This window comes from Kribbella sp. NPDC051587 (genome assembly GCF_044453945.1).
Lineage (GTDB): Bacteria > Actinomycetota > Actinomycetes > Propionibacteriales > Kribbellaceae > Kribbella.
On record NZ_JBITDE010000002.1, the window covers coordinates 37,778 to 57,844 of the forward strand.

Consider the following 20,067-nt stretch of genomic DNA (forward strand, 5'->3'; position numbering starts at 1 on the left):
CATCATCGTCATGACCTCGGACCTGCTCGCAGCCCACCGTGACCGTCTCGACGCCGCTCTGACCGCGATCCACAGTCGCGGCTACCACTCCGCGTTCCCGGAGTCCCCCAGCCCGCGGGTGTACGGCGAGACGGCGGCCGCCGACGGCCAGGCCGCGTTCGAGGCCCACCTCGGTACGACGTACGCCGTGGAGACCCCCGGAGCGCGCGGGACCGTGGTGACCGAGGAGTCGCCGTTCGGGATCAAGCTGGACGTGTCCTACCCGCGGACGGTCGAGGCGGGTCTGGACGAGCTGCTCGAGGCGTCACGCAAGGGGCTGACCGGCTGGCGTAACGCCGGAGCCGACGGCCGCACCGGCGTCGTACTGGAGATCCTGGACCGGCTGCACAAGCGGGTGTTCGAGCTCGCCAACGCCGTCCAGCACACCAGCGGTCAGGCGTTCGTGATGGCCTTCCAGGCCGGTGGCGCGCACGCGCTGGACCGCGCGCTGGAGGCGGTCGCCTACGCGCACGAGGAGATGAGCCGCTACCCGGCCGAGGCGCTCTGGGAGAAGCCGGCCAAGGGCGACCCGATCCGGATGCAGAAGAACTTCACCGTCACCGGCCGCGGCGTCGCGCTGGTGATCGGCTGCAACACCTTCCCGACCTGGAACTCCTGGCCCGGGCTGTTCGCCTCGCTCGTCACCGGCAACGCGGTCGTCGTGAAGCCGCACCCGCTGGCCGTGCTGCCGCTGGCGATCACCGTCGAGGTCTGCCGCGAGGTCCTCGGCGAAGCCGGCTTCGACCCGAACCTGGTCACCCTGGCCGTCGAGAAGGCCGGTGACGGCCTGGCCAAGCCGCTGGCCACCCGCCCCGAGGTGAAGCTGATCGACTTCACCGGCGGCACCGAGTTCGGCGACTGGCTCGAGCAGAACGCGACCCAGGCCACGGTCTTCACCGAGAAGGCCGGCGTGAACGCGGTCATCATCGACTCCACCGACGCCTTCAAGGCGCTGACCGGGAACCTCGCCTTCACGCTCGCGCTGTACTCCGGCCAGATGTGCACCACCACCCAGAACATCTTCATCCCGGCCGGCGGGATCGAGACCGACGAGGGGCACAAGTCGTTCGAGGAGGTCGGGGCCGGGATCGCCGGTGCGATGAGCAAGCTGCTCGGCGACGACGCCCGCGCGGTCGAGATCCTCGGCGGCATCGTCAACCAGGCCGTGATCAGTCGCCTCGACCTGGCCGGCGAGTACGGCGACGTCGTACTGGAGTCGCGGGAGATCAAGCACCCGGCCTTCCCTGAGGCCAAGGTCCGGACGCCGCTGCTGGTCGCGCTCGACGCCAAGGACACCGACGTGTTCGGGCGTGAGTGCTTCGGCCCGGTCTCGTTCCTGATCAAGACCGCCGACACCGCGGAGTCGATCGCGCTGTTCCAGCAGACCGTCACCGAGGGTGGCGCGATGACCGCGGGGATCTACTCGACCGCTGCCGGTGTCCTCGACCAGGCCCGCGAGGCCGCGCTCGACGCCGGCGTCGCGTTGTCGGAGAACCTGACCGGACCCGTCTTCGTGAACCAGTCGGCTGCGTTCAGTGATTTTCACGGCACCGGAGCCAACCCGGCGGCGAATTCGACCTATACCGACGGCGCATACGTTGCGAGTCGCTTCCGGGTCATTCAATCTAGGCGTCATGCCTGAAGCTCTCGATGCCGCCACCCTCCGCGAAGCTCTTGCCTACTACGACCGCTGGCTAGCGTTCAATCAGCGCTACCAGCGGGTGCCGGGGGTGCAGGCCGCCCTGTACGTCGACGACGGCGTGGCGTTCGGGGCGGCGTACGGTCTCGCCGACGTCGAGAACGCCGTACCGCTGACCGAACAGCACCTGTTCCGGATCGCCTCGCACTCGAAGACCTTCACCGCGACGGCGATCTTCCAGCTGGTCGAGCAGGGCCGGGTGCGGCTCGACGACACGGCCGCCCAGCATGTCACCGAGCTGGTCGGTACGCCGCTCGGCGAGCGCACGGTCCGCGAGTTGCTCGCGCACGCCGGTGGGATCACGCGGGACAGCGCCGACGCCGACTGGTGGCAGCTGTGGACCCTCTTCCCGGATCGCTCGCAACTGCTCGCCGTACTGCGGGACTCCGGCTCCGCGGTGCTCCCGGAGAACGACCGCTTCAAGTACTCGAACATCGGCTACGGCCTGCTCGGTCTCATCATCGAGGCCGCGACCGGTACGTCGTACAACGCGTTCGTGCAGACCGGGATCGTCGACAAGCTCGGCCTGACCGGGCTGGGGCCGGAGCTCGATCCGAACCGGCTCGGTGAGTACGCCGGTGGCTACAGCGCGCTCTCGTACGCCGATGTGCGGGTGCCGATCGACCACGTGGACACGCGGGCGCTGGCCGCCGCGACCGGGTTCTTCGGGAACGCCCGGGACCTGGTCAGCTACTTCTCCGCGCATTTCCCTGGTGACGAGCGGCTGCTGTCCGACCGCTCGAAGCGCGAGATGCAGCATCCGCTCTGGACGACGGGAGAGGCGGACGGGCCGCGGTACGGGCTCGGCCTGCAGGTCACGAAGATCGGCGACCGGGAGTACTTCGGCCACGCCGGCGGGTATCCGGGCCACATCACCAAGACGTTCACCGACGGCGAGCGCCGGTTGGCGATCTCGGTCCTCACCAACGCCATCGACGGCCCGGCCACCCAGCTCGCCGAGGGTGGTCTGAAGCTGATCGACCTCGCCGGGTCGAAGGAGCGCGGCGAAGCGACCGGCCTCGACCGCTTCGCCGGCCGCTACGCGAGCCTGTGGGGGGTCACGGACTTCGCGGTCCTCGGCGGCCGGCTGTACGTGATCGACCCGACCAACGCCGACCCGGCCGCCGAGCCGCAGACGCTGGAGGTCGACGGCGACAAGCTGCGCGTCACCAGCGGATCCGGCTACGGCGCGTACGGCGAGGCGTACGCCTTCACCTTCGGTCCGGACGGCGCTGTCGAGTCGATCCGTGGGTCCAGCGGGTTGTCGATGCAGCCCGTCGAGAAGTTCGCGCTGCCCGACCGGGTGACGGTCGCTCAGTAGGTCTTGCAGCTCCCGTCGACGACCTGGACGGCGGACTGCCGGATCCAGCCGTAGGTGTACTCCGGAGAGAACGCTCCGACCAGGAAGCCATTCCGGGCGGCGGCGTTCAGCTGGACGACGCGGCCGGCTGCCGAGACCGCGACGACCTTGGAGGACGCGTCGGCCTGGAAGTACGCCGGGGTCTGGTCGGCGCGGACGGTGAAGTCGCAGAAGGTCAGGCCGGTCGAGGCGGGCGCGGCTGAGGCGGTGCCGGCCAGACCTGCCGCGGCTGTGGACAGGGCCGCGACGGACAGGATGTACGTCAGAGTGCGGTGCATGGGGGCCTCCGGAGGGTGGGCAATCGATTGCTCGGAGCGCTGAGAGTAGAGAGCGCGGTTGGGTGGCGACAGCCTTTCGCCGCTGGTGAAAACCGGCGTTCGCCACTGGCCAAACCGGCGGCGAGTACGGTCGGACCATGACGATCCACGGCGACCATCCGTTCCTGCCGCCGGAGTCCGACCGGAGCCCGGTCCGCCGGTTGCGCGGCCGGTTGCCGTCGCCGGTCGGCCTGTGGACCACCGGGTACGACGGCAAGCGGGCCGGGCTGACGGTGTCGTCGATGCTCGTCGCCGACGGCGATCCCGGGGCCGTGATCGGGCTGCTCGACCCGGACTCGGACCTGTGCGAGATGTTGCTCAAGGCAAGGACTGCGGTGGTGGCGTTGCTCGGCGAGCCGCATCGCCAGCTCGCCGATGCCTTCGGGTACGTCGCTCCGGCGCCCGGCGGGCCGTTCCGGATGATCGACTGGACCGAGACCGAGTGGGGCCCGGCCCCGGTCGGAGTCAGCGCCTGGGCCGGCTGCACCCTGACCACTCCCGACCCGCCTGAGGTCGGCTGGGCCGTCCAGGTGCAGTTGGAGATCGTCCACGTCGAGCTGGCGGCGGACGACGTACCAGCGCTGGTTCATCGTCGCGGGCGGTACGCCACGATCTAAGCTGGTGGCTATGCGAGCCACCACGATCCACGCGCCGTACGACATCCAGCTGAGCGACGTACCGGACCCGAAGATCGACGGGCCGACCGACGCGCTCGTCCGGGTCGTTGCCTCCTGCATCTGTGGGTCGGACCTGTGGCCCTATCGGGGCGAGAACAAGATCAAGCCGGGCAGCCGGATCGGGCACGAGTTCGTCGGGATCGTCGAGGAGATCGGCGCCGACGTCCGGACGGTCAAGCCGGGTGACTTCGTGGTCGCGCCGTTCGTGGTCAGCGACGGCACCTGCCCGCACTGCCGGGCCGGGTTCCAGACCGCCTGCCAGAACCTGGTCGGCTACGGCAGCAGCCGCGCCGACGGTGGGCAGGGTGAGTACGTGAAACTCCCGTACGCCGATGGCACGCTGGTCGCCACTCCCGAGGTGCCGGACGAGGCGATGATCCCGTCGCTGCTGTCGCTGTCCGACGTGATGGGGACCGGCTGGCACGCCGCCCGGGCCGCTCGCGTGAAGGCGGGTGACACGGTGGTGGTGGTCGGTGATGGTGCGGTCGGACTGTCCGGCGTACTGGCTGCTGCGCGGATGGGGGCCGAGCGGGTGATCGCGCTGTCCCGGCACGAGTCGCGACAGCAGTTGGCGGTCGAGTTCGGCGCGACGGACATCGTCTCGGAACGCGGTGACGAGGCGCGCGACGCCGTACTGGAGTTGACCGGTGGTGTCGGTGCGGACGCGGTGCTCGAGTGCGTCGGGACCGGGCAGTCGATGGAGACCGCGTTCGACGTCGCCCGGGCGGGCGCCACGGTCGGGTTCGTCGGCGTACCGCATGGGGTCGAGGTCCCGATCCGGACGATGTTCCAGCGCAACATCGGACTGGCCGGCGGGATGGCGCCGGTCCGGGCCTACCTGCCCGAGCTGATGGCCGCCGTACTGGACGGGGAGATCAACCCGGGCAAGGTCTTCGACCTGGAGCTGCCGCTGGCGGAGGTCGCCGACGGTTACAAGGCCATGCACGAACGCCGTGCGATCAAGGTTCTGCTGCGTCCGTAACGCTCAGTGGTCAGCCACTAACACACATAAACGCTCGTAACCGCTCATATGTGCGCGCTCTCATCCGCGATGCGCGGTGCGATGTCGGTTGCGCAACGCGCTCGCGCACAGCGTTGACACCGGGGTCCGGCATGCCCAGAGTGGGGCGGTGTCAAGGGGGCATCGTTGTCAACGGCGCCACAACCTGCTTGATCGGAGAGTGGAACATGCGTGGTGGTCTGAGCAAGACCTTCGCGGTGCTGAGCGCGGCGGGTCTTCTCGCGGTGAGCGCCTGCGGTAACAGCGGCGACGGGGGCAGCGGAGACACGGCCAGCAAGGACGTCACCGTCTTCACCTGGTGGGCCGACGGCGGCGAGAAGGCCGGTCTCGACGGTCTGGTGTCGGTGTTCAACACCGACTGCAAGGACTACAAGTTCGTCAACTCCGCGGTCGCCGGTGGCGCCGGTTCGAACGCGAAGCAGGTACTGGCCAACGACTTGCAGGCCGGCAAGCCGCCGTCCACCTTCCAGGCGCACGCCGGCGCCGAGCTGAAGGACTACATCAACGCCGGTCAGGTCGACGACGTGAGCGGGCTCTACAAGGACTATGGCCTGGACACGGCCTTCCCGAAGAACCTGATCGACCAGCTGACCGTCGACGGCAAGATCTACTCGATCCCGGCCAACGTCCACCGCGCGAACGTGGTGTGGACGAACCCGACGGTCCTGAAGAAGGGCAGCATCGACGCGACCAAGGCGCCGGCCACGGTCGACGCGTGGATCGCGGACCTGACCAAGCTGAAGAACGCCGGCGTCAAGGCGCCGCTGGCCATCTCGAAGGGCTTCGCCCAGGAGATGCTGGTCGAGGCCGTGCTGCTCGGCGAGCTGGGCACCGACACGTTCAACGGGCTGTGGGACGGCAAGACCGACTGGGCCGGTGCGAACGTGACCGCCGCCCTGAACAAGTACAAGACGCTGCTGAGCTTCACCAACGTCGACCGCGAGTCGATCGACTGGCCGGACGCGCTGCAGTACGTGAACAAGGGCCAGGCCGGCTACACGCTGATGGGTGACTGGGTCGCCGCGCAGCAGTTGGCCGACAAGGTGCCGGACACGGCGTACACCTACTGGCCGTCCCCGGGAACCGCGGGCACCTTCCAGTTCCTGTCGGACTCCTTCACGCTGCCGACCAACGGCGCGGACCCCGACGGCGCCAAGTGCTGGCTGAAGACCGTCGGTTCGGCCGAGGGCCAGAAGGCGTTCAACACCAAGAAGGGTTCGATCCCGGCGCGCTCGGACGCCAACCCGGCCGACTACCCGAAGTACCAGCAGGCCGCGATGGCCGACTGGAAGAAGGACAAGATCGCCCCGTCCTGCGCGCACGGTTCGGCCTGCTCCGCCGGGCAGAACAACGACATCCTGTCCGCGCTGAGCCAGTTCAGCGGTGCCCAGGACGTCGCGAAGCTGCAGACCGGGCTCGGCGCCGCGATGAAGACGAGCTGATGGCCTGCGAGTTGGGGATCTGATCATGCACGGAAGGATCCGAACCTGGGGCCCCGGCGCCCTGGTGCTGTTGCCGACCGTGCTGCTGCTCGGGTACTTCGTGTACGGCCTGATCGCGTGGTCGTTCAACACGTCGCTGACCGATCGGCACACGGCCCGCAAGGGCCCGGCCGACTACGTCGGCTTCGAGAACTACGCGCACCTGTTCGGTGAGGAACGGTTCCTCAACTCGCTGAAGAACCTCGGCGTGCTCACGGTGGCGTTCATCGTGGGCACGCTGATCTTCGGCGTGCTCTGGGCGCTGCTGCTGGAGAAGGGCGTCCCGGGCGAGGGCATCTTCCGGTCGGTCTTCCTGTTCCCGATGGCGGTCTCGATGATCGCCTCGGGAGTGGTCTGGAGCTGGTTGCTGAACCCGTCCCAGGGTGACGACGCGCGCGGCCTGAACCGGCTGTTCTCGATCCTCCATCTGGGTGCGCTGGAGAATCCGTGGTGGACGGCCGGCGGGCGGTGGACCACGATGGCGTCGATCGCGCTGCCTGCTGTCTGGCAGTTGTCGGGCTACATCATGGCGCTGTTCCTGGCCGGCTTCCGGGGGATCCCGGGCGAGCTGCGCGAGGCGGCCCGGGTGGACGGCGCCTCGGAGTTCAAGCTCTACCGGCACGTGCTGTTCCCGCAGCTGTCCCCGATCGCGCTCTCGGCGCTGATCATCCTGGGGCACATGTCGCTGAAGCTGTTCGACCTGATCTACGCGATCACCGGGCCGAACCAGTTCCGCACCGAAGTGCCTTCGGTCTACATGTGGAACACCTTGCTCCGCAGTGACATGGCCAAGGCGGCCGCGATCGCGATCGTGCTGCTGGCTGTGGTTGCCGTGCTGGTGATTCCTTATGTGGCTTACACCGTCCGACAGGAGGCCGAAGAGTGAGCGCGCCAGCTGCTGTTACCGATGCGACCGGCTCGGCTGCGGCAGCGATCCGTCGTACGCCGAAGAGCCGTGGCGTGATCGCGGACGGTTCCACGCGCAAGAGCCGGACCGTCCGGTACATCCTGCTGATCCTGTTCCTGTTGTTCGTGCTCACGCCGGTGTACGTCGTGATCGTGACCAGCTTCAAGACGTCGCAGGACACCACCGCGGCGGCACAGTGGTCACTGCCGCACACGTGGACCCTCGAGCCGTGGCGCAAGGCGTGGGACGTCCTGCAGCCGTACATGATCCGCTCGCTGACACTGGCGATCCCGGCCGCGATCATCTCCTCGCTGATCGGCTCGGCCAACGGGTTCGTGCTGGCCCGCTGGCGGTTCCCCGGCGCGAACCTGGTCTTCGCGTTCATCCTGTTCGGGATGTTCATCCCCTACCAGGCGGTGATGCTGCCGCTGCGGACGACGTTCACCGAACTGGACGTCACCCGGGGAGTGCCGACGCTGATCATCGCGCACTGCATCTACGGCATCCCGATCTGCACGCTGATCTTCCGCAACTACTACGCGACCGTCGTCCCGATGGAGATCATCGAGTCGGCCCGGGTGGACGGCGCCGGACTGATCCAGACCTACGCGCGGATCATCCTGCCGATCTCCATCTCCGGTTTCGTGGTGACGCTGATCTGGCAGTTCACCTCGGTCTGGAACGACTTCCTGTTCGCGTTGTTCCTCACCCAGCAGAACAACGGCCCGGTCACCCTCGGGCTCGCGGCCCTGTCGGGCGGCCAGAAGGTCGACTACGCCGCCAGTATGGCGGGCGCCCTGATCACGTCCTTCCCGACGCTGATCGTCTACATCGTGCTCGGCCGCTGGTTCATCGGCGGACTGATGGCCGGAGCCCTCAAGGGCTGATCGTCGGTCACGGCCTGTGCATCCCGGCAGCCTCGGGATGTACAGGCTGTTGTCTTGTGATCACGGCGTGTCCTAACAGTTGTCCACAGGACGCGCGCAGAGGCCTGCGGAGGGCTGGGCGCGGGCGGTAACCTCACGAAGGTGACCAAGTCACCCCGAGGGCGAGACGGACGGCGCAATCACCTGCGCCTCGTCGATTCCACCCCTGATCCCACCCAGGCACCCACGGCGGGCGTCGACGTCGACACCACGCCGAGTGTCGCCGTGCTCGAAACCCTGCTCGAAACCCTGACCCTCGACCTCGCCGCCGCCCCGCGCAGCCTGCACCCGGTGATCGCCGAAGCCTCCGTGGCCCGGTCCGCCGCGATGCTCGCCGACCAGCTCTGGCCGGCCGGCCGCCCCGACGAAATCGGTGAGGTCGAACGCTTCTTCTGGGCCGACGCCGCTCGCGTCCTCGGCGAACGCCGCGACCCGGAGTCCTTCCAGCTCCTCACCTCACTCGCCCGCACAGTCGGTCCGGCCGGACGTCTTCCCTTGCAACGCGCCCACTTGTCCCGGTTACGCACCGAGGACGAGGTGCAGGACTGGGTGACCCGCATCGCCGGCTTCCGGCTGACCAGCGCGATCGTGTCCGAGGACATCACGGGTGACGGGCTGAGCGTCGTACTGGACTATGACGACGAGCAGCATCCGCACACCGTCGTCGTCTTCATCGACAACAACATCGGCGCGATCGTCAAGGACGTCTTCGTCGGCCCACCCGTCGACCGCGTCCTCGACGCCTACCAACGCGGCGGCCGCGTCACGATCCGCACCGTCCGCCCCGCCACCGCCGCCGGAATCATCCTGCAGGCTCTTGGCGAAACCAACGACTACGACGACCCGCCCGTGACCGAGGACTTCGAGTTCTTCTCGGCCCTGCTGGTGAATCGCCTGACCCAGTTGCCGGAACGCCCCATCCGGCCACCCATCCGACCACTCCTGTCGCCGCGCCAGCGCGACCAACTGGTCGACGAGTTTCTCCAGTCCCCGTTCGCCTCCGGCCTCCCCGACGACGCGGCCGACATCGTCCGCCTCTGGATCGACCACGCCGTCGACCACACCGTCGGCGGCCCGCTCCGCGTCAGCGCCGTACTGGTCGAACTCTTCCTGGCCTACTGGCTACCCCGCAAAGTCCTTGCCGACAGCACCTACTTCGCCGCCGTCCCCACGGTCGTCAAAGCCTGGCTCACTCACGCCGGCGACCGCACCCAACTCGCGATGGACGTCGTCGAGGAAGCCGTCGACGCAGTGGACGTCTGGACCCCGGCGCTGGAAGCGTCCGCCATCATCGACCCGGTCGGCGAACGCGTCTTCCTGGACGACACCACCAGCGACCTGGAAGACGCCTACCGAGCCCTCTCCGGCCTAGGCTCCCCACCCCAACCAGACCTTCAAGGCCTCGACAAATCCCAAGCCGCCACCCTCTCCGTCCTGGCCCCCCATGCCTGGCTCATGGCCGGCGAAACCCTAGGCACCGCCTACGCCCCCGACGCCTTCGACATCGCCGAACGCCTGGTCCGCGAAGCCCCAGACCTCCTGGCCAAAGCCCGCCTCTCCACCTGGCCCCGAGCCATCGTCTGGCTCCTGGCCCACCGCCACTGCCTAGTAGGCCCCGGCGAAACCCTCACCCCCTACTCCCTCGCCGCCGACCTCTCCTCATCCCCCGCCACCCTCCGCAAAACCGCCAAACTCCTCACCGACACCCTCATCCTCCCCCGCTGACAACCAGAGTCCCTTAGCGTCGGCCGCGTCCGAGCGAGCGGTCCGAGGGGCGGGCGGCGTACGGGGGGAGTTGGGGCTGGGCGGACAATGGGGGCATGCATGTGCGCGCGCCGGAGCTTAGAGGTCGTGGGTGGTTGAACACCGGGGGTCAGGAGTTGGGGCTGGCCGACTTCCGGGGCCGCTTCTTGCTGCTCGATTTTTGGACGTTTTGTTGCATCAACTGCCTGCATGTGTTGGACGAGTTGCGGCCGTTGGAGGAGAAGTACGGCGATGCGCTGGTGATCGTTGGTGTGCATTCGCCGAAGTTTGCGCATGAAGGGGAAGAGGCCGCGGTGAAGGCGGCCGTGGAGCGGTATGAGGTTGGGCATCCGGTGTTGGATGATCCGGAGCTTGTGACGTGGCAGAACTACACGGCTCGGGCTTGGCCAACGCTGGTGCTGGTGGATCCCAACGGCTACATCGTGGCGCAGTACTCGGGGGAGGGCCACGCGCACGCGCTTGATGCGCAGTTGGCCGAGTTGATCGCGGAGCATGAGGCGGCAGGCACGTTGACGCGCGGGAAGTCGCCGTACGTGGCGCCGGAGCCGCAGGAGTCGGTACTGCGCTTCCCGGCGAAGGTCATTGCCCTAGACAACGGAAATCTTTTGGTGGCCGACGCCGGCAACCACAGCGTCGCTGAGCTCGAGCCAGACGCCCAGACGCTGGTACGGCGAATTGGTACCGGCCACCGTGGTTTCACCGATGGGCCGCAACCCACCTTCTCCGAGCCCAACGGCCTGACCCAACTGCCGCCAGAGATCGCACAGGAGGTCGGGTACGACGTCGTCGTCGCGGACACGGTCAACCACGCGTTGCGCGGGATCAACCTGACCACCAACGTCGTCACCACGCTCGTTGGCACGGGGAAGCAGTGGATGGACGGCGATGGAACCGACGTACTGAGTTCGCCGTGGGATGTCGCGTGGTGGCAGGACAAGGTGTGGATCGCGATGGCCGGCGTTCATCAGCTCTGGACCTATGACCCGATCACCAAGACCACCGAGGTCGCCGCCGGCACCACCAACGAGGGTCTGAAGGACGGCGACCCACGCGAGGCCTGGTTCGCCCAGACCAGCGGTCTGGCCGCAGACGGCGACCGCCTGTGGCTTGCGGACTCGGAGATCTCCGCGCTCCGCTGGATCGACACCGAGGTGCACACTGCCGTCGGGACCGGTCTGTTCGACTTCGGGCTGCGGGACGGCAAGGCGAGTGAGGCGCTCCTCCAGCACCCGCTTGGCGTGACCGTGCTGCCCGACGGTTCGGTGGCGATCGCGGATACCTACAACGGCGCCGTACGGCGGTATGACCCGCAGACCGACACGGTCGACACCATGGCCACTGATCTCGCCGAGCCCAGCGGAGCTGTTGTCGTAGGCAACGAACTCCTGGTGGTCGAGTCGGCCGCACACCGCCTCACGAGGATCCCGCTCGGTGCCTCCGCGAAGGCGTCCGAGTTCAGCACCCGGACCCAACGACCGCCGATGGACATCGCGGCCGGCGAGGTGATCCTCGAGGTCGTCTTCACTCCGCCGCCGGGCCAGAAGCTGGACAACCGCTACGGTCCTTCGACCCGGCTCCTGGTCTCCTCGACGCCGGACAACCTCCTGAAGGAAGGTGCGGGCGACTCGACGGACCTCACCAGGCGGTTGGTCATCGACGAGCGCGTGGGCGACGGCGTACTGCATGTCGCGGTGCAGGCCGCGTCCTGTGATGACTCGGACGCGGTCGAGTTCCCCGCCTGCCACATGCATCGTCAGGACTGGGGAGTGCCGGTCCGCGTCACTGCGGACGGACCGGCACAGTTGCAGCTGGTGCTGTCAGGCGGCTGAGGCCTACTCCTGGACGTCGCGGTGGTGCTGCTCGACGACGCGGTATTCCTCTTCGATCGCGGGGTCGATCGCGTCCGTCTCCACCCGGCGCCGCCGGTTGGTGATGTAGAACGACAGCGCGATCCCCGCGAGACCGGCGAGCAGCAGGATGTAGCCGACGACCTGCAGGTTCACCGCGTCCCAGCTGTCGCGGACGGCGAACGCGAAGATCGCGCCAACCACCATCAGGAAAATCCCGACACCGATGCTCATCCGAGCCTCCTCAAAGAAGTGCGCGTGTGTACGACGCTACTCCGTGCGTGCGACCTAATCCATCACTTGTCAGACACGCCACCAGTACCCGGTGAGCAAACGTCAGTTGCGGTCGAGCTCGATGTCGCCGCTGACGGTCGTCGCGGACAGGCTGTGGGTGCCCGCGGTGTCGTTGCCGAGGTTGTTCTCGACGTCGCCGGAGCGGGTATCGGTGGTCACCCGGTAGCCGCCGGGCGCTGTGATGTCGACGTCGCCGCTGGTGCCTTTGACCTGTACGTCGTTCGCCTCGGCCAGGTCCAGCCCGATGTCACCCGAGGAGGTCTCGACCTCGACCGCGCCGCCGCGGAGACCTTCGGCGTCGATGTCACCCGAGTTCCCCTTCACCTGCAGCCGGCCGGCGAGGTTGCGGATCGAGACGTCGCCGGAGGTGAGGTCGAGCTTCACGTCGCCGGTCACATCGGCGAGCTCGACCTTGCCCGAGCCCGAGTCGGCGTCGATCCCGGCGACCCCGGTCAACGTCAGGTCGCCGCTGCCGTTCTCGCCGACCACCTTGGTACCGCGCGGCACGGTCACCTCGTAGTCCGCGGTGCAGTTCCAGCCGCAGTCGCCGTCGAGCTTCAAGGTGCTGCCGTCCACCGAGTACGCATCACCGTGCTTGAAGAACCAGTAGTGCCGCTTCTCCGTGACCGACGTGGTGTCGTCATCGGAGACCTTGATGCTGATGTCGGCGTTGTCCGCCGCCAGCTGGACCGTGTCGATCTTCGCCTCGACCTTGTGCTCGTCGTCGCTGTCCTTCCCCGCGAACTGCCACAACCCGATACCGGCCGCAATCACCAGCACCGCGACCCCCAGCTGCCTGCTCTCCATCGTCCGCCTCCCAGCGTGTCAGCCTCGACCGTAGGTGGACGACGCCGTACGCCGGATCAGGCAGACCCCCGAGCCGAACCCCCTGGCACCCCTGAGCGGAACCCTGGAGGGGTCAGGAGCGGTGGGCGCCCCGCGCCACCTGACCCGCGAGGTCGTCGCCGACGGCACCGAAGAAGGTCCGTGCCCACAGATCCTTGTCGTGCCAGTACGGACCGTCGGCGCCCGGCAACGATGCCGGAGCCTCGCCACGCTTCAGGGCGCGGCGGCAAGCGGCGCAGAGCGGCAGCGTCAGCGTGGCGCCGTCGGACTTCACCTGGGTCGGCTGTCCGGACGACCTGCCGTGCAGCGGGTTGAAGGCACACAGATCCGGTACGACGTCGACCGGGCGATCGGCGGCGACCGCGACCGCGGCGTCGTACTCACGCCTGGCCTTGTCCAGCAGGACCATCGCACCGACCACGTCCACGAGGTCTTCGGACGAGTCGAGCACCTTCTCGGCCGCCTGCCGAGCGTCGAGTGCGGCCTGCTGATGCGACAGCCCGCCACCCTGCGACGTCGGCAGCGCGGCCAACTGCGAGCCGAGGGTGGTCAGCTCGAGCATGGTCTCCCGGGTCAGCCGTCGGCGCTGTTCGGCCGCCACGGTCGCGGCGACGTGCGGCGGAATGCTGAAGGGCTTCTCCCGCCGCGGCCCGCTGGCGCTGCCGCCTGACCGACGACGCGACAGTCCGATCACCAGCCCGAGAGCCACCAGCACGACCAGACCGAGGACGACGAACAGCGCGACCTTCCCGCCCGACGACGAGTCGTCGGAGTCCGAGTCCCGATTGCCCGGACTGGCAGTCTTGATCGGCTTCGTCGTCTTGGTGGCCGGAGGCAGCGCCGGCAAAGCCAATAGCTCGTACATCCGGGCGAGCACCTCGGTCGGCCCGGCGTCGTACCCGGTGTCGTCGAGCGCTCGTTCCCGGACCGCCTGGAGCCGGTCTTCGGTGAGCTGCGGCAGGTTGTGCGCCTCGTACCAGGGGAACCGGCTGCCACCGTCGATCACGACGTACAGGCCGGGTTCGGCGAGGGCGTCGATCACCAGCGTGAGCACGTTGCGTTCCTTGCCCTGGAACGCGTCGCTCGGGGTCAGCGGCAGCACGATCGAGTAGACCGGGTAGCCGAGCGCCTTCGCCTTGGTGCGCACGTCGGCCAACAGGTTCTCCGGCACAGCAGTCTTGTACGCCGGATCGACGTACAGCGCGTCTTTGCGCAGAGCCGTCGCGATCTCGCGGGCACGCTCGGCAGGCGTCTGCGTCGGATGAGCCTGAGCCGGTGTCGTGGTCAGCATCAGCAGCATGACCAGCGAGGTCAGCATCAGAGCGGTCAGCTTCTTCACGAGCGTCCTCCACGTTTTGGGGCGACCAGTGCGGCCACGCCCAGCACCACACCGGCCAGAATCGCGCCGCCCATCAGCCCGAGTACTCCCGCGCCGAATCCGTTCCGGAGCGCATCACCGACGGTGAACCGATCCGGCTCGGACCGGTACGGCGTTTCCGGCGGGAGTGGCGTCGTCCGAGCCGGCTCGGCGTCGTACCGGTCGTTCACCTTCACCGTGTCGAGGTAGTCCGACAGCTGACCGCTCATCGGCTGTTTGCCGGTCGAGTAGGTCGACCGCGAGACGTACGCGTGGAGCTCGTGCGCCACCCCGTACGTCGTGTTCTCGTCCATCACGACGTACACCCCCGGCTTCCCGTTCGCCTGCGCGAGCCACCCGGCCAGGAGAGCGGTATCGCCCTTCTCCTGGAACCACGTGCCAGTCGGTACGACGGCGACGTACACCGGCACCGGCGCCGACCGGATCTCGCCGAGCATCGCCTCGGTGTCGGCCACCGACGCGTAGTCGGGATCGACGGACAAGGGCGAGCTCGCCCAAGCCTTGGTCGCGGCGGTGATCCGGGCATCGGTCGGGACCGCGGCCATGGCCGCCGACGGAACGGCCAGCACGAATATCGTTGCTACAAGCAACATAACGGCGCGCCTCATCGGACGTCGTCCAGCCGGCCGGAGACACGCTCGGCCAGGTCGTCGGTCAACGCGCCGAAACCGGTCGCCACCATCGGGCTGTCCTTCGGGTCCAGTGTCCAATACGGGACGACTTCCTGACTGCGGCCGAGCAGTCCACTGCTGCGGCGGACCCGCAGCCCGTACGGCGTCTTGCCCTTGGCCAGTCGCTCGGCACACAGGCGACAAGCCGGTACGTCGATGCCGTCGGACCAGGTGACGTGGGTCGTCCCGGCACGGTGCGTCGGATCGAAGAAGCAGGGCGGCCGAACCTCGGCGCCGTCGGCGGCCTGCCGAGCCTGGCGGGCCAGCACCAGCGCACCGGTGACGGCGAGCAGGTCGTCCGGCTGATCCGCGCGCAGAGTGCGGGCCGCGTCCAGCCGGTGGTTCGCGTCGTCCCGGCGATCGAGCAGTTCGAGCGAGAGGCCGGACCGCTTCTCCAGCTGTCGGACCGAAACGGCGGCACGCTTGATCGCCTGGTCGGCCTGCCGACGGATCTCGACCAGATGCGACGTCGGCTCGACGCTCTTCGGCTGTGCACTCGGTCGCCGACCGCGTCGGCGCAGTACCAGCCACAAGGTCAGGACGAAGCCGGCCAAGCCGCCGGCGCCGAGCCCGATGAAGGCGGCTCGGTCCTCCTTATCGGTCGACGACTCGGTGTGTGGCGGTCGCGGCGGCTCCAGATCCGTCGCCGGAGCCGCGGGCAACGCGCGGCCGTCGTACGCCGTCTCGGCCTGCTGGATGATGCGGACGGTCTGCGGCGCGGGCCGGTTGTCGAGAATCTGCAGGCGTTGTTTGTCGTCGGACTTCACCGAGTTGAGGTCGCGACCCTTGAGACCGCCGGGCCGGAACAGCTCCTCGACACCCGACCAGTAGTCGTCCGTCACGACGCGGACGACGTACAGGCCTGGTTGACCGACCCGCGCCTGCAGCAACGTCGGCAGGTCGAACAGCTTCTCCCGCAGGTACGGCGTTCGTGGGACCAGCGCGACGTACACCGCGAAACCCGCCTTGGCCGACTCGGTGCGGATCCGGTCCAGCTCGGAGTCCGGGATCGCCGGGCGGAGGCGGGCGTCGACATACAGGTGGTCGGTGCGCCAGCCGGACGCGATCTGATCCGGAAGCGCGGGCGTCGCCGCCTGGGCGGGGAGCAGTGGCAGCGCCACGAGAACGGCGAGCAGCGTGGCGAGGCGGCGGAGGTGGGCGGACATCGCGGACAGCCTACGACCACCTGACGGATTCACATCCGCACAGACGCAGCCGTGGGACCAGCGGTTCCTTACCGACAACCGCGGCCCTGGCTCGGACAGGGGAAGCCAAGCCAGGGACGCGGGTGCCACGGGCAGAAACGCTGCTACACGGAACCGCTTCAGGAGAAGGGCAGATGGCGGGGCAGATCGATCGGTCGAGACATGCCCCTTGACGGGGAAACAAACCTCCGGCTCGGACCGCGCAAGCGACCGAGCCGGAGGAGCCTCAGACCATGCCGATCAGAAGGCGGACTCGGGCAGATCCATGATGTCGAGATCGGTCAGCTCGGCCTTGATCCGCTCGGCGCGGACGCTCGGCATCGTCGACCGGACGAACCACTGCGCGGCCGCGACCTTGCCGCTGTAGAAGTCCTGGTCGGCCGGGGACAGGTCGCCGCCCAGCCGCTCGAGGGCGACCTCGGCCTGACGCAGCATCAGCCACGAGCAGACGACGTCACCGAGGACGAACAGCAGCCGCGAGGTGTTGAGCGCGACCTTGTAGACGTTGCGCGGGTCGCCGTTCTCGGCCTGCGGGTTGCTCGCCATCAGGGCCTGGCCCATGATGCCCAGCAGCTTCTGAGTGTCCTCGAGACCCTTGGCCAGCAGCCCACGCTCCTCCTTGAGACGGCCGTTGCCGGCCTCGGAGGCGACGAAACCCTGGATCTGCTCGGCCAGGTGACCCAGCGCCTTGCCCTGGTCCTTGATGATCTTGCGGAAGAACAGGTCCTGGCCCTGGATCGCGGTCGTGCCCTCGTAGAGGGTGTCGATCTTGGCGTCGCGGACGTACTGCTCGATCGGGTAGTCCTGCAGGAAGCCGGAGCCACCGAAGGTCTGCAGCGACTCGGTCCCGAGCAGGGTCCACGACTTCTCCGAGCCGTAGCCCTTGACCAGCGGCAGAAGCAGGTCGTTCACGCCCTCGGCGACCACATCGTGCTCACCGGCGTACCGGGCCTGCTCGGCACGGTCCTGGTACGTCGCCGTGAACAGCACCAGCGCGCGGAGCGCCTCCGAATAGGCCTTCTGGGTCAGCAGTGAACGTCGTACGTCGGGGTGGTGGGTGATCGTCACCCGCGGCGCGTCCTTGGCCGGGTTGGTCAGGTCGGCACCCTGGACCCGCGTCTTGGCGTACTCGAGCGCGTTCAGGTAGCCCGAGGACAGCGTCGCGATGGCCTTCGTGCCGACCATCATCCGCGCGTACTCGATCACCTGGAACATCTGGGCGATGCCGTCGTGCACCTCGCCGAGCAGCCAGCCCTTGGCCGGGATGCCGTCGCCGAAGGTGAGCTCGCAGGTCGTGGAGACCTTGATGCCCATCTTCTTCTCGACGTTCGTGACGAAGGCGCCGTTGCGCTCACCCGTCAGCTCACCGGTCTCCAGGTCGAAGTGGTGCTTCGGTACGACGAACAGGCTGAGCCCCTTCGTCCCCGGACCGCCGACGCCCTCGATGCCCTGCGGGCGGGCCAGCACCAGGTGCACGATGTTCTCGGTCATGTCCTGCTCGCCCGAGGTGATGAACCGCTTGACGCCCTCGATGTGCCAGCTGCCGTCGTCCTGCAGCGTCGCCTTCGCGCGCCCGGCGCCGACGTCGGAGCCGGCGTCCGGCTCGGTCAGCACCATGGTGGCGCCCCAGCCGCGCTGGATGATGTGCTGCGCGATCTTCTTGTCGCGGTCGATGCCGTTACGCCAGAGCACGTGCGCGAAGTTCGGCCCGGCGGCGTAGATGTGGACGGCGGGGTTCGCGCCCAGGATCATCTCGGCCGCGGCCCAGCGCAGCGACGGCGGGGTCGGCTGACCGCCCAGCTCGGCCGGAAGCTCCAGCTTGAACCACTCGGCGTCCATGTAGGCGTGGTAGCTCTTCTTGAACGACTCCGGCATCCGCACCTCGTGCGTCTCCGGGTCGAACACCGGCGGGTTCCGGTCGGCGTCCTCGAACGACGCGGCCACCTCGTTCTTGGCCAGCCGGTCGATCTCGCCCAGGACCTCACGCGCGGTGTCGACGTCCATGTCGGCGTACGGTCCCTGCCCGAGCACCTCGCCCCGGCCGAGCACCTCGAGCAGATTGAACTCGATGTCCCGCAGATTCGACTTGTAGTGACTCACGGAGGTCCCCTTCGCACGTTTACTCACGAGTAACTTGAGTATATACCCGCCGGTAATGAAGGCAAAGCGGATTGACTGATCAGCGTGGCTACCAGGCTGATCTATGAGACGCACGCGACAACCCTCGACAACGAGAACGGCATCGCGAGCGGCTGGCTCCCGGGCGAGCTGTCAGCGCGCGGGCGGCAGGAGGCGGAAGAACTCGGAGTACGGCGGCGCGGGGTCGACGTGGTGTTCAGCTCGGACCTGCGTCGAGCGGTCCAGACGGTCGAGCTGGCCGACCTCGCCGTACCGCATCTGCAGGACTGGCGGCTGCGCGAGTGCAACTACGGCGAGCTCAACGGCGCGCCGACGGACGCGCTCAGCCCGAAGGCCGAGCGCGTCCACAAGCCGTTCCCCGGCGGCCAGAGCTACGACGACGTCATGGAACTGACGCGATCGTTCCTCGAAGACGTCAAGCGCTGGTACGGCGGCAGCGTCGTACTGGTGGTCGCCCATTCGGCGAACCGGTGGTCGCTGGACCACCTGCTCGGCGGCGGGACGCCGTTGGCGAAGCTGATCACCGAGCCGTTCGACTGGCGGCCGGGGTGGGAGTACCGGCTCTAGGGCGTGTAGACGGTGTTCTTGCCGTAGAGCTTCTGGGTGAAGGCGGACATGTACGTCGCGGTGTTCGCCTCGGTGAGGTTGTAGGTGAGGAAGACGCCGTACCCGTCGGTCACCGTGCGCTGGGCGAAGCTGGCTGCGGTGGCCTGGCTGGTGGCGGTGTAGCTGACGGCGGCGGGCGAGTACTTCGACTTGGCGAACGCCGGGTTGGCCGAGTAGCTGCCGTAGTACGGCTGCCAGGCGTAGTCGAAGACGTTGGCGAGGTTCACGCCGTTGTACTGCAGCTTCGTCGACGCCGGGCCGATGTCGTACAGCGTGATGAGCTTGCCGGCCGGCAGCTTCTGGCGCAGCGCCTGCACCAGGTAGACGAACGAGGAGGCGTTCGGCTGGCCGGTGCCGTTGTTCCCGTACTCGACGTACTCGTCGTCGAAGTCGATCCCGTCCAGCCCGTAGGTGGAGACCGCGTTCGCCAGCTCCTGGGCGAACGCCGCGGCGGACGCCTGGTCCGGGAAGTTCGCGAAACCGGCGCCCTGGTGGTTGCCGAGGATCGAGAGCAGGACCTTGATGCCCTTGTCCTGCAGGGGTTTGATCTGCGTCGCGCGGTTGTTCAGGACGTTCGTCACCTGCGGGTTGAACGACAGGTACGCCTTGCGGGTCGTCGTGTTGAAGTTGATGTTCGCCGCGAAGATCACCGCGATGTCGACCACCGGGCGGCCGTCGTTGGCCAGCGTGTACTTGCCGGCGCTCAGCATGCTGTGGTCGTTGACCTCGATATAGGCGACCGTGGTCGGCTTCTTGACGGCGGCGCACGCCTGCGCGGCCGTGGCGACACCGGTCGCGGCCACGGTGGTGCCGGCCGCGACAGCGGTCAGAAAGGTCCTGCGGCGCATGAGCTCACTCATTCGGTCGACTCCTCGTCACAAAGGGTGGGC

The 20,067-nt window shown here is 68.0% G+C and carries 18 protein-coding genes; 10 read left to right on the top strand and 8 right to left on the bottom strand.

What is annotated here, in order from left to right:
* Positions 1–10 precede the first annotated feature (10 nt).
* Complete coding sequence (paaN, locus tag ACIA49_RS06325) at positions 11–1,681, top strand: phenylacetic acid degradation protein PaaN (protein ID WP_396376071.1); 1,671 nt, start codon at positions 11–13, stop codon at positions 1,679–1,681.
* Positions 1,674–3,059, top strand: a complete 1,386-nt coding sequence (locus tag ACIA49_RS06330) for a serine hydrolase domain-containing protein (RefSeq protein ID WP_396376072.1) — start codon at positions 1,674–1,676, stop codon at positions 3,057–3,059. Before paaN ends, ACIA49_RS06330 begins: the two co-directional genes overlap by 8 nt.
* Here ACIA49_RS06330 and ACIA49_RS06335 read toward each other — a convergent pair.
* Positions 3,053–3,376 carry a hypothetical protein gene (locus ACIA49_RS06335; RefSeq protein WP_396376073.1) on the bottom strand — a complete coding sequence of 108 codons (324 nt, stop codon included), beginning with the start codon at positions 3,374–3,376 and terminating at the stop codon, positions 3,053–3,055. The two genes, ACIA49_RS06330 and ACIA49_RS06335, sit on opposite strands and share 7 nt — an antisense overlap.
* Before the next feature lie 137 nt (positions 3,377–3,513).
* Here ACIA49_RS06335 and ACIA49_RS06340 point away from each other — a divergent pair, with 137 nt between their 5' ends.
* The 7 genes from ACIA49_RS06340 (at position 3,514) to ACIA49_RS06370 (ending at position 12,020) form a co-directional block, all read left to right on the top strand.
* Positions 3,514–4,032 (top strand): flavin reductase family protein, encoded by a 519-nt coding sequence (locus ACIA49_RS06340; protein ID WP_396376074.1) that lies wholly within the window; start codon positions 3,514–3,516, stop codon positions 4,030–4,032.
* A 10-nt stretch (positions 4,033–4,042) separates the two neighbouring features.
* A complete protein-coding gene (locus ACIA49_RS06345; RefSeq protein WP_396376075.1) occupies positions 4,043–5,074 on the top strand; it encodes a zinc-dependent alcohol dehydrogenase family protein in 1,032 nt (343 codons plus the stop codon).
* Between the two features lie 206 nt (positions 5,075–5,280).
* Complete coding sequence (locus ACIA49_RS06350; RefSeq protein WP_396376076.1) at positions 5,281–6,555, top strand: ABC transporter substrate-binding protein; 1,275 nt, start codon at positions 5,281–5,283, stop codon at positions 6,553–6,555.
* A 25-nt stretch (positions 6,556–6,580) separates the two neighbouring features.
* Positions 6,581–7,480, top strand: a complete 900-nt coding sequence (locus ACIA49_RS06355) for a carbohydrate ABC transporter permease (protein ID WP_396376077.1) — start codon at positions 6,581–6,583, stop codon at positions 7,478–7,480.
* Positions 7,481–7,527: 47 nt separating this feature from the next.
* Complete coding sequence (locus tag ACIA49_RS06360; RefSeq protein WP_396377164.1) at positions 7,528–8,388, top strand: carbohydrate ABC transporter permease; 861 nt, start codon at positions 7,528–7,530, stop codon at positions 8,386–8,388.
* 141 nt (positions 8,389–8,529) lie between these two features.
* Complete coding sequence (locus tag ACIA49_RS06365) at positions 8,530–10,152, top strand: hypothetical protein (protein ID WP_396376078.1); 1,623 nt, start codon at positions 8,530–8,532, stop codon at positions 10,150–10,152.
* A 95-nt stretch (positions 10,153–10,247) separates the two neighbouring features.
* Entirely contained in the window at positions 10,248–12,020 is a 1,773-nt protein-coding gene (locus ACIA49_RS06370) for an NHL domain-containing thioredoxin family protein (protein ID WP_396376079.1), read from the top strand.
* A 3-nt stretch (positions 12,021–12,023) separates the two neighbouring features.
* Here the strand turns inward: ACIA49_RS06370 and ACIA49_RS06375 are convergent, their stop codons facing one another.
* The 6 genes from ACIA49_RS06375 to ACIA49_RS06400 all read right to left on the bottom strand — a co-directional run bounded on the left by ACIA49_RS06375 (position 12,024) and on the right by ACIA49_RS06400 (position 18,532).
* Positions 12,024–12,272 (bottom strand): DUF6458 family protein, encoded by a 249-nt coding sequence (locus tag ACIA49_RS06375; protein ID WP_396376080.1) that lies wholly within the window; start codon positions 12,270–12,272, stop codon positions 12,024–12,026.
* Positions 12,273–12,374: 102 nt separating this feature from the next.
* Positions 12,375–13,139, bottom strand: a complete 765-nt coding sequence (locus ACIA49_RS06380; RefSeq protein WP_396376081.1) for a DUF4097 family beta strand repeat-containing protein — start codon at positions 13,137–13,139, stop codon at positions 12,375–12,377.
* Between the two features lie 112 nt (positions 13,140–13,251).
* A complete protein-coding gene (locus tag ACIA49_RS06385; RefSeq protein ID WP_396376082.1) occupies positions 13,252–14,517 on the bottom strand; it encodes a hypothetical protein in 1,266 nt (421 codons plus the stop codon).
* Positions 14,514–15,125, bottom strand: coding sequence for a hypothetical protein (locus tag ACIA49_RS06390; RefSeq protein WP_396376083.1), 612 nt, complete (start codon positions 15,123–15,125; stop codon positions 14,514–14,516). The genes ACIA49_RS06385 and ACIA49_RS06390 overlap by 4 nt, the downstream gene beginning before the upstream one ends.
* Before the next feature lie 35 nt (positions 15,126–15,160).
* The gene (locus tag ACIA49_RS06395) at positions 15,161–16,393 is read right to left on the bottom strand and encodes a hypothetical protein (RefSeq protein WP_396376084.1); all 1,233 of its coding nucleotides are present in this window, start codon (positions 16,391–16,393) and stop codon (positions 15,161–15,163) included.
* A 279-nt stretch (positions 16,394–16,672) separates the two neighbouring features.
* On the bottom strand, positions 16,673–18,532 hold the full coding sequence (locus ACIA49_RS06400; protein WP_396376085.1) for an acyl-CoA dehydrogenase: 1,860 nt from the start codon (positions 18,530–18,532) through the stop codon (positions 16,673–16,675).
* An 84-nt stretch (positions 18,533–18,616) separates the two neighbouring features.
* On the opposite strand from ACIA49_RS06400, the gene ACIA49_RS06405 reads away from it, so the two are divergent.
* Positions 18,617–19,138 (top strand): histidine phosphatase family protein, encoded by a 522-nt coding sequence (locus tag ACIA49_RS06405; protein ID WP_396376086.1) that lies wholly within the window; start codon positions 18,617–18,619, stop codon positions 19,136–19,138.
* Here ACIA49_RS06405 and ACIA49_RS06410 read toward each other — a convergent pair.
* Positions 19,135–20,037, bottom strand: coding sequence for an endo-beta-N-acetylglucosaminidase H (locus ACIA49_RS06410; RefSeq protein WP_396376087.1), 903 nt, complete (start codon positions 20,035–20,037; stop codon positions 19,135–19,137). The two genes, ACIA49_RS06405 and ACIA49_RS06410, sit on opposite strands and share 4 nt — an antisense overlap.
* Positions 20,038–20,067: the final 30 nt, after the last annotated feature.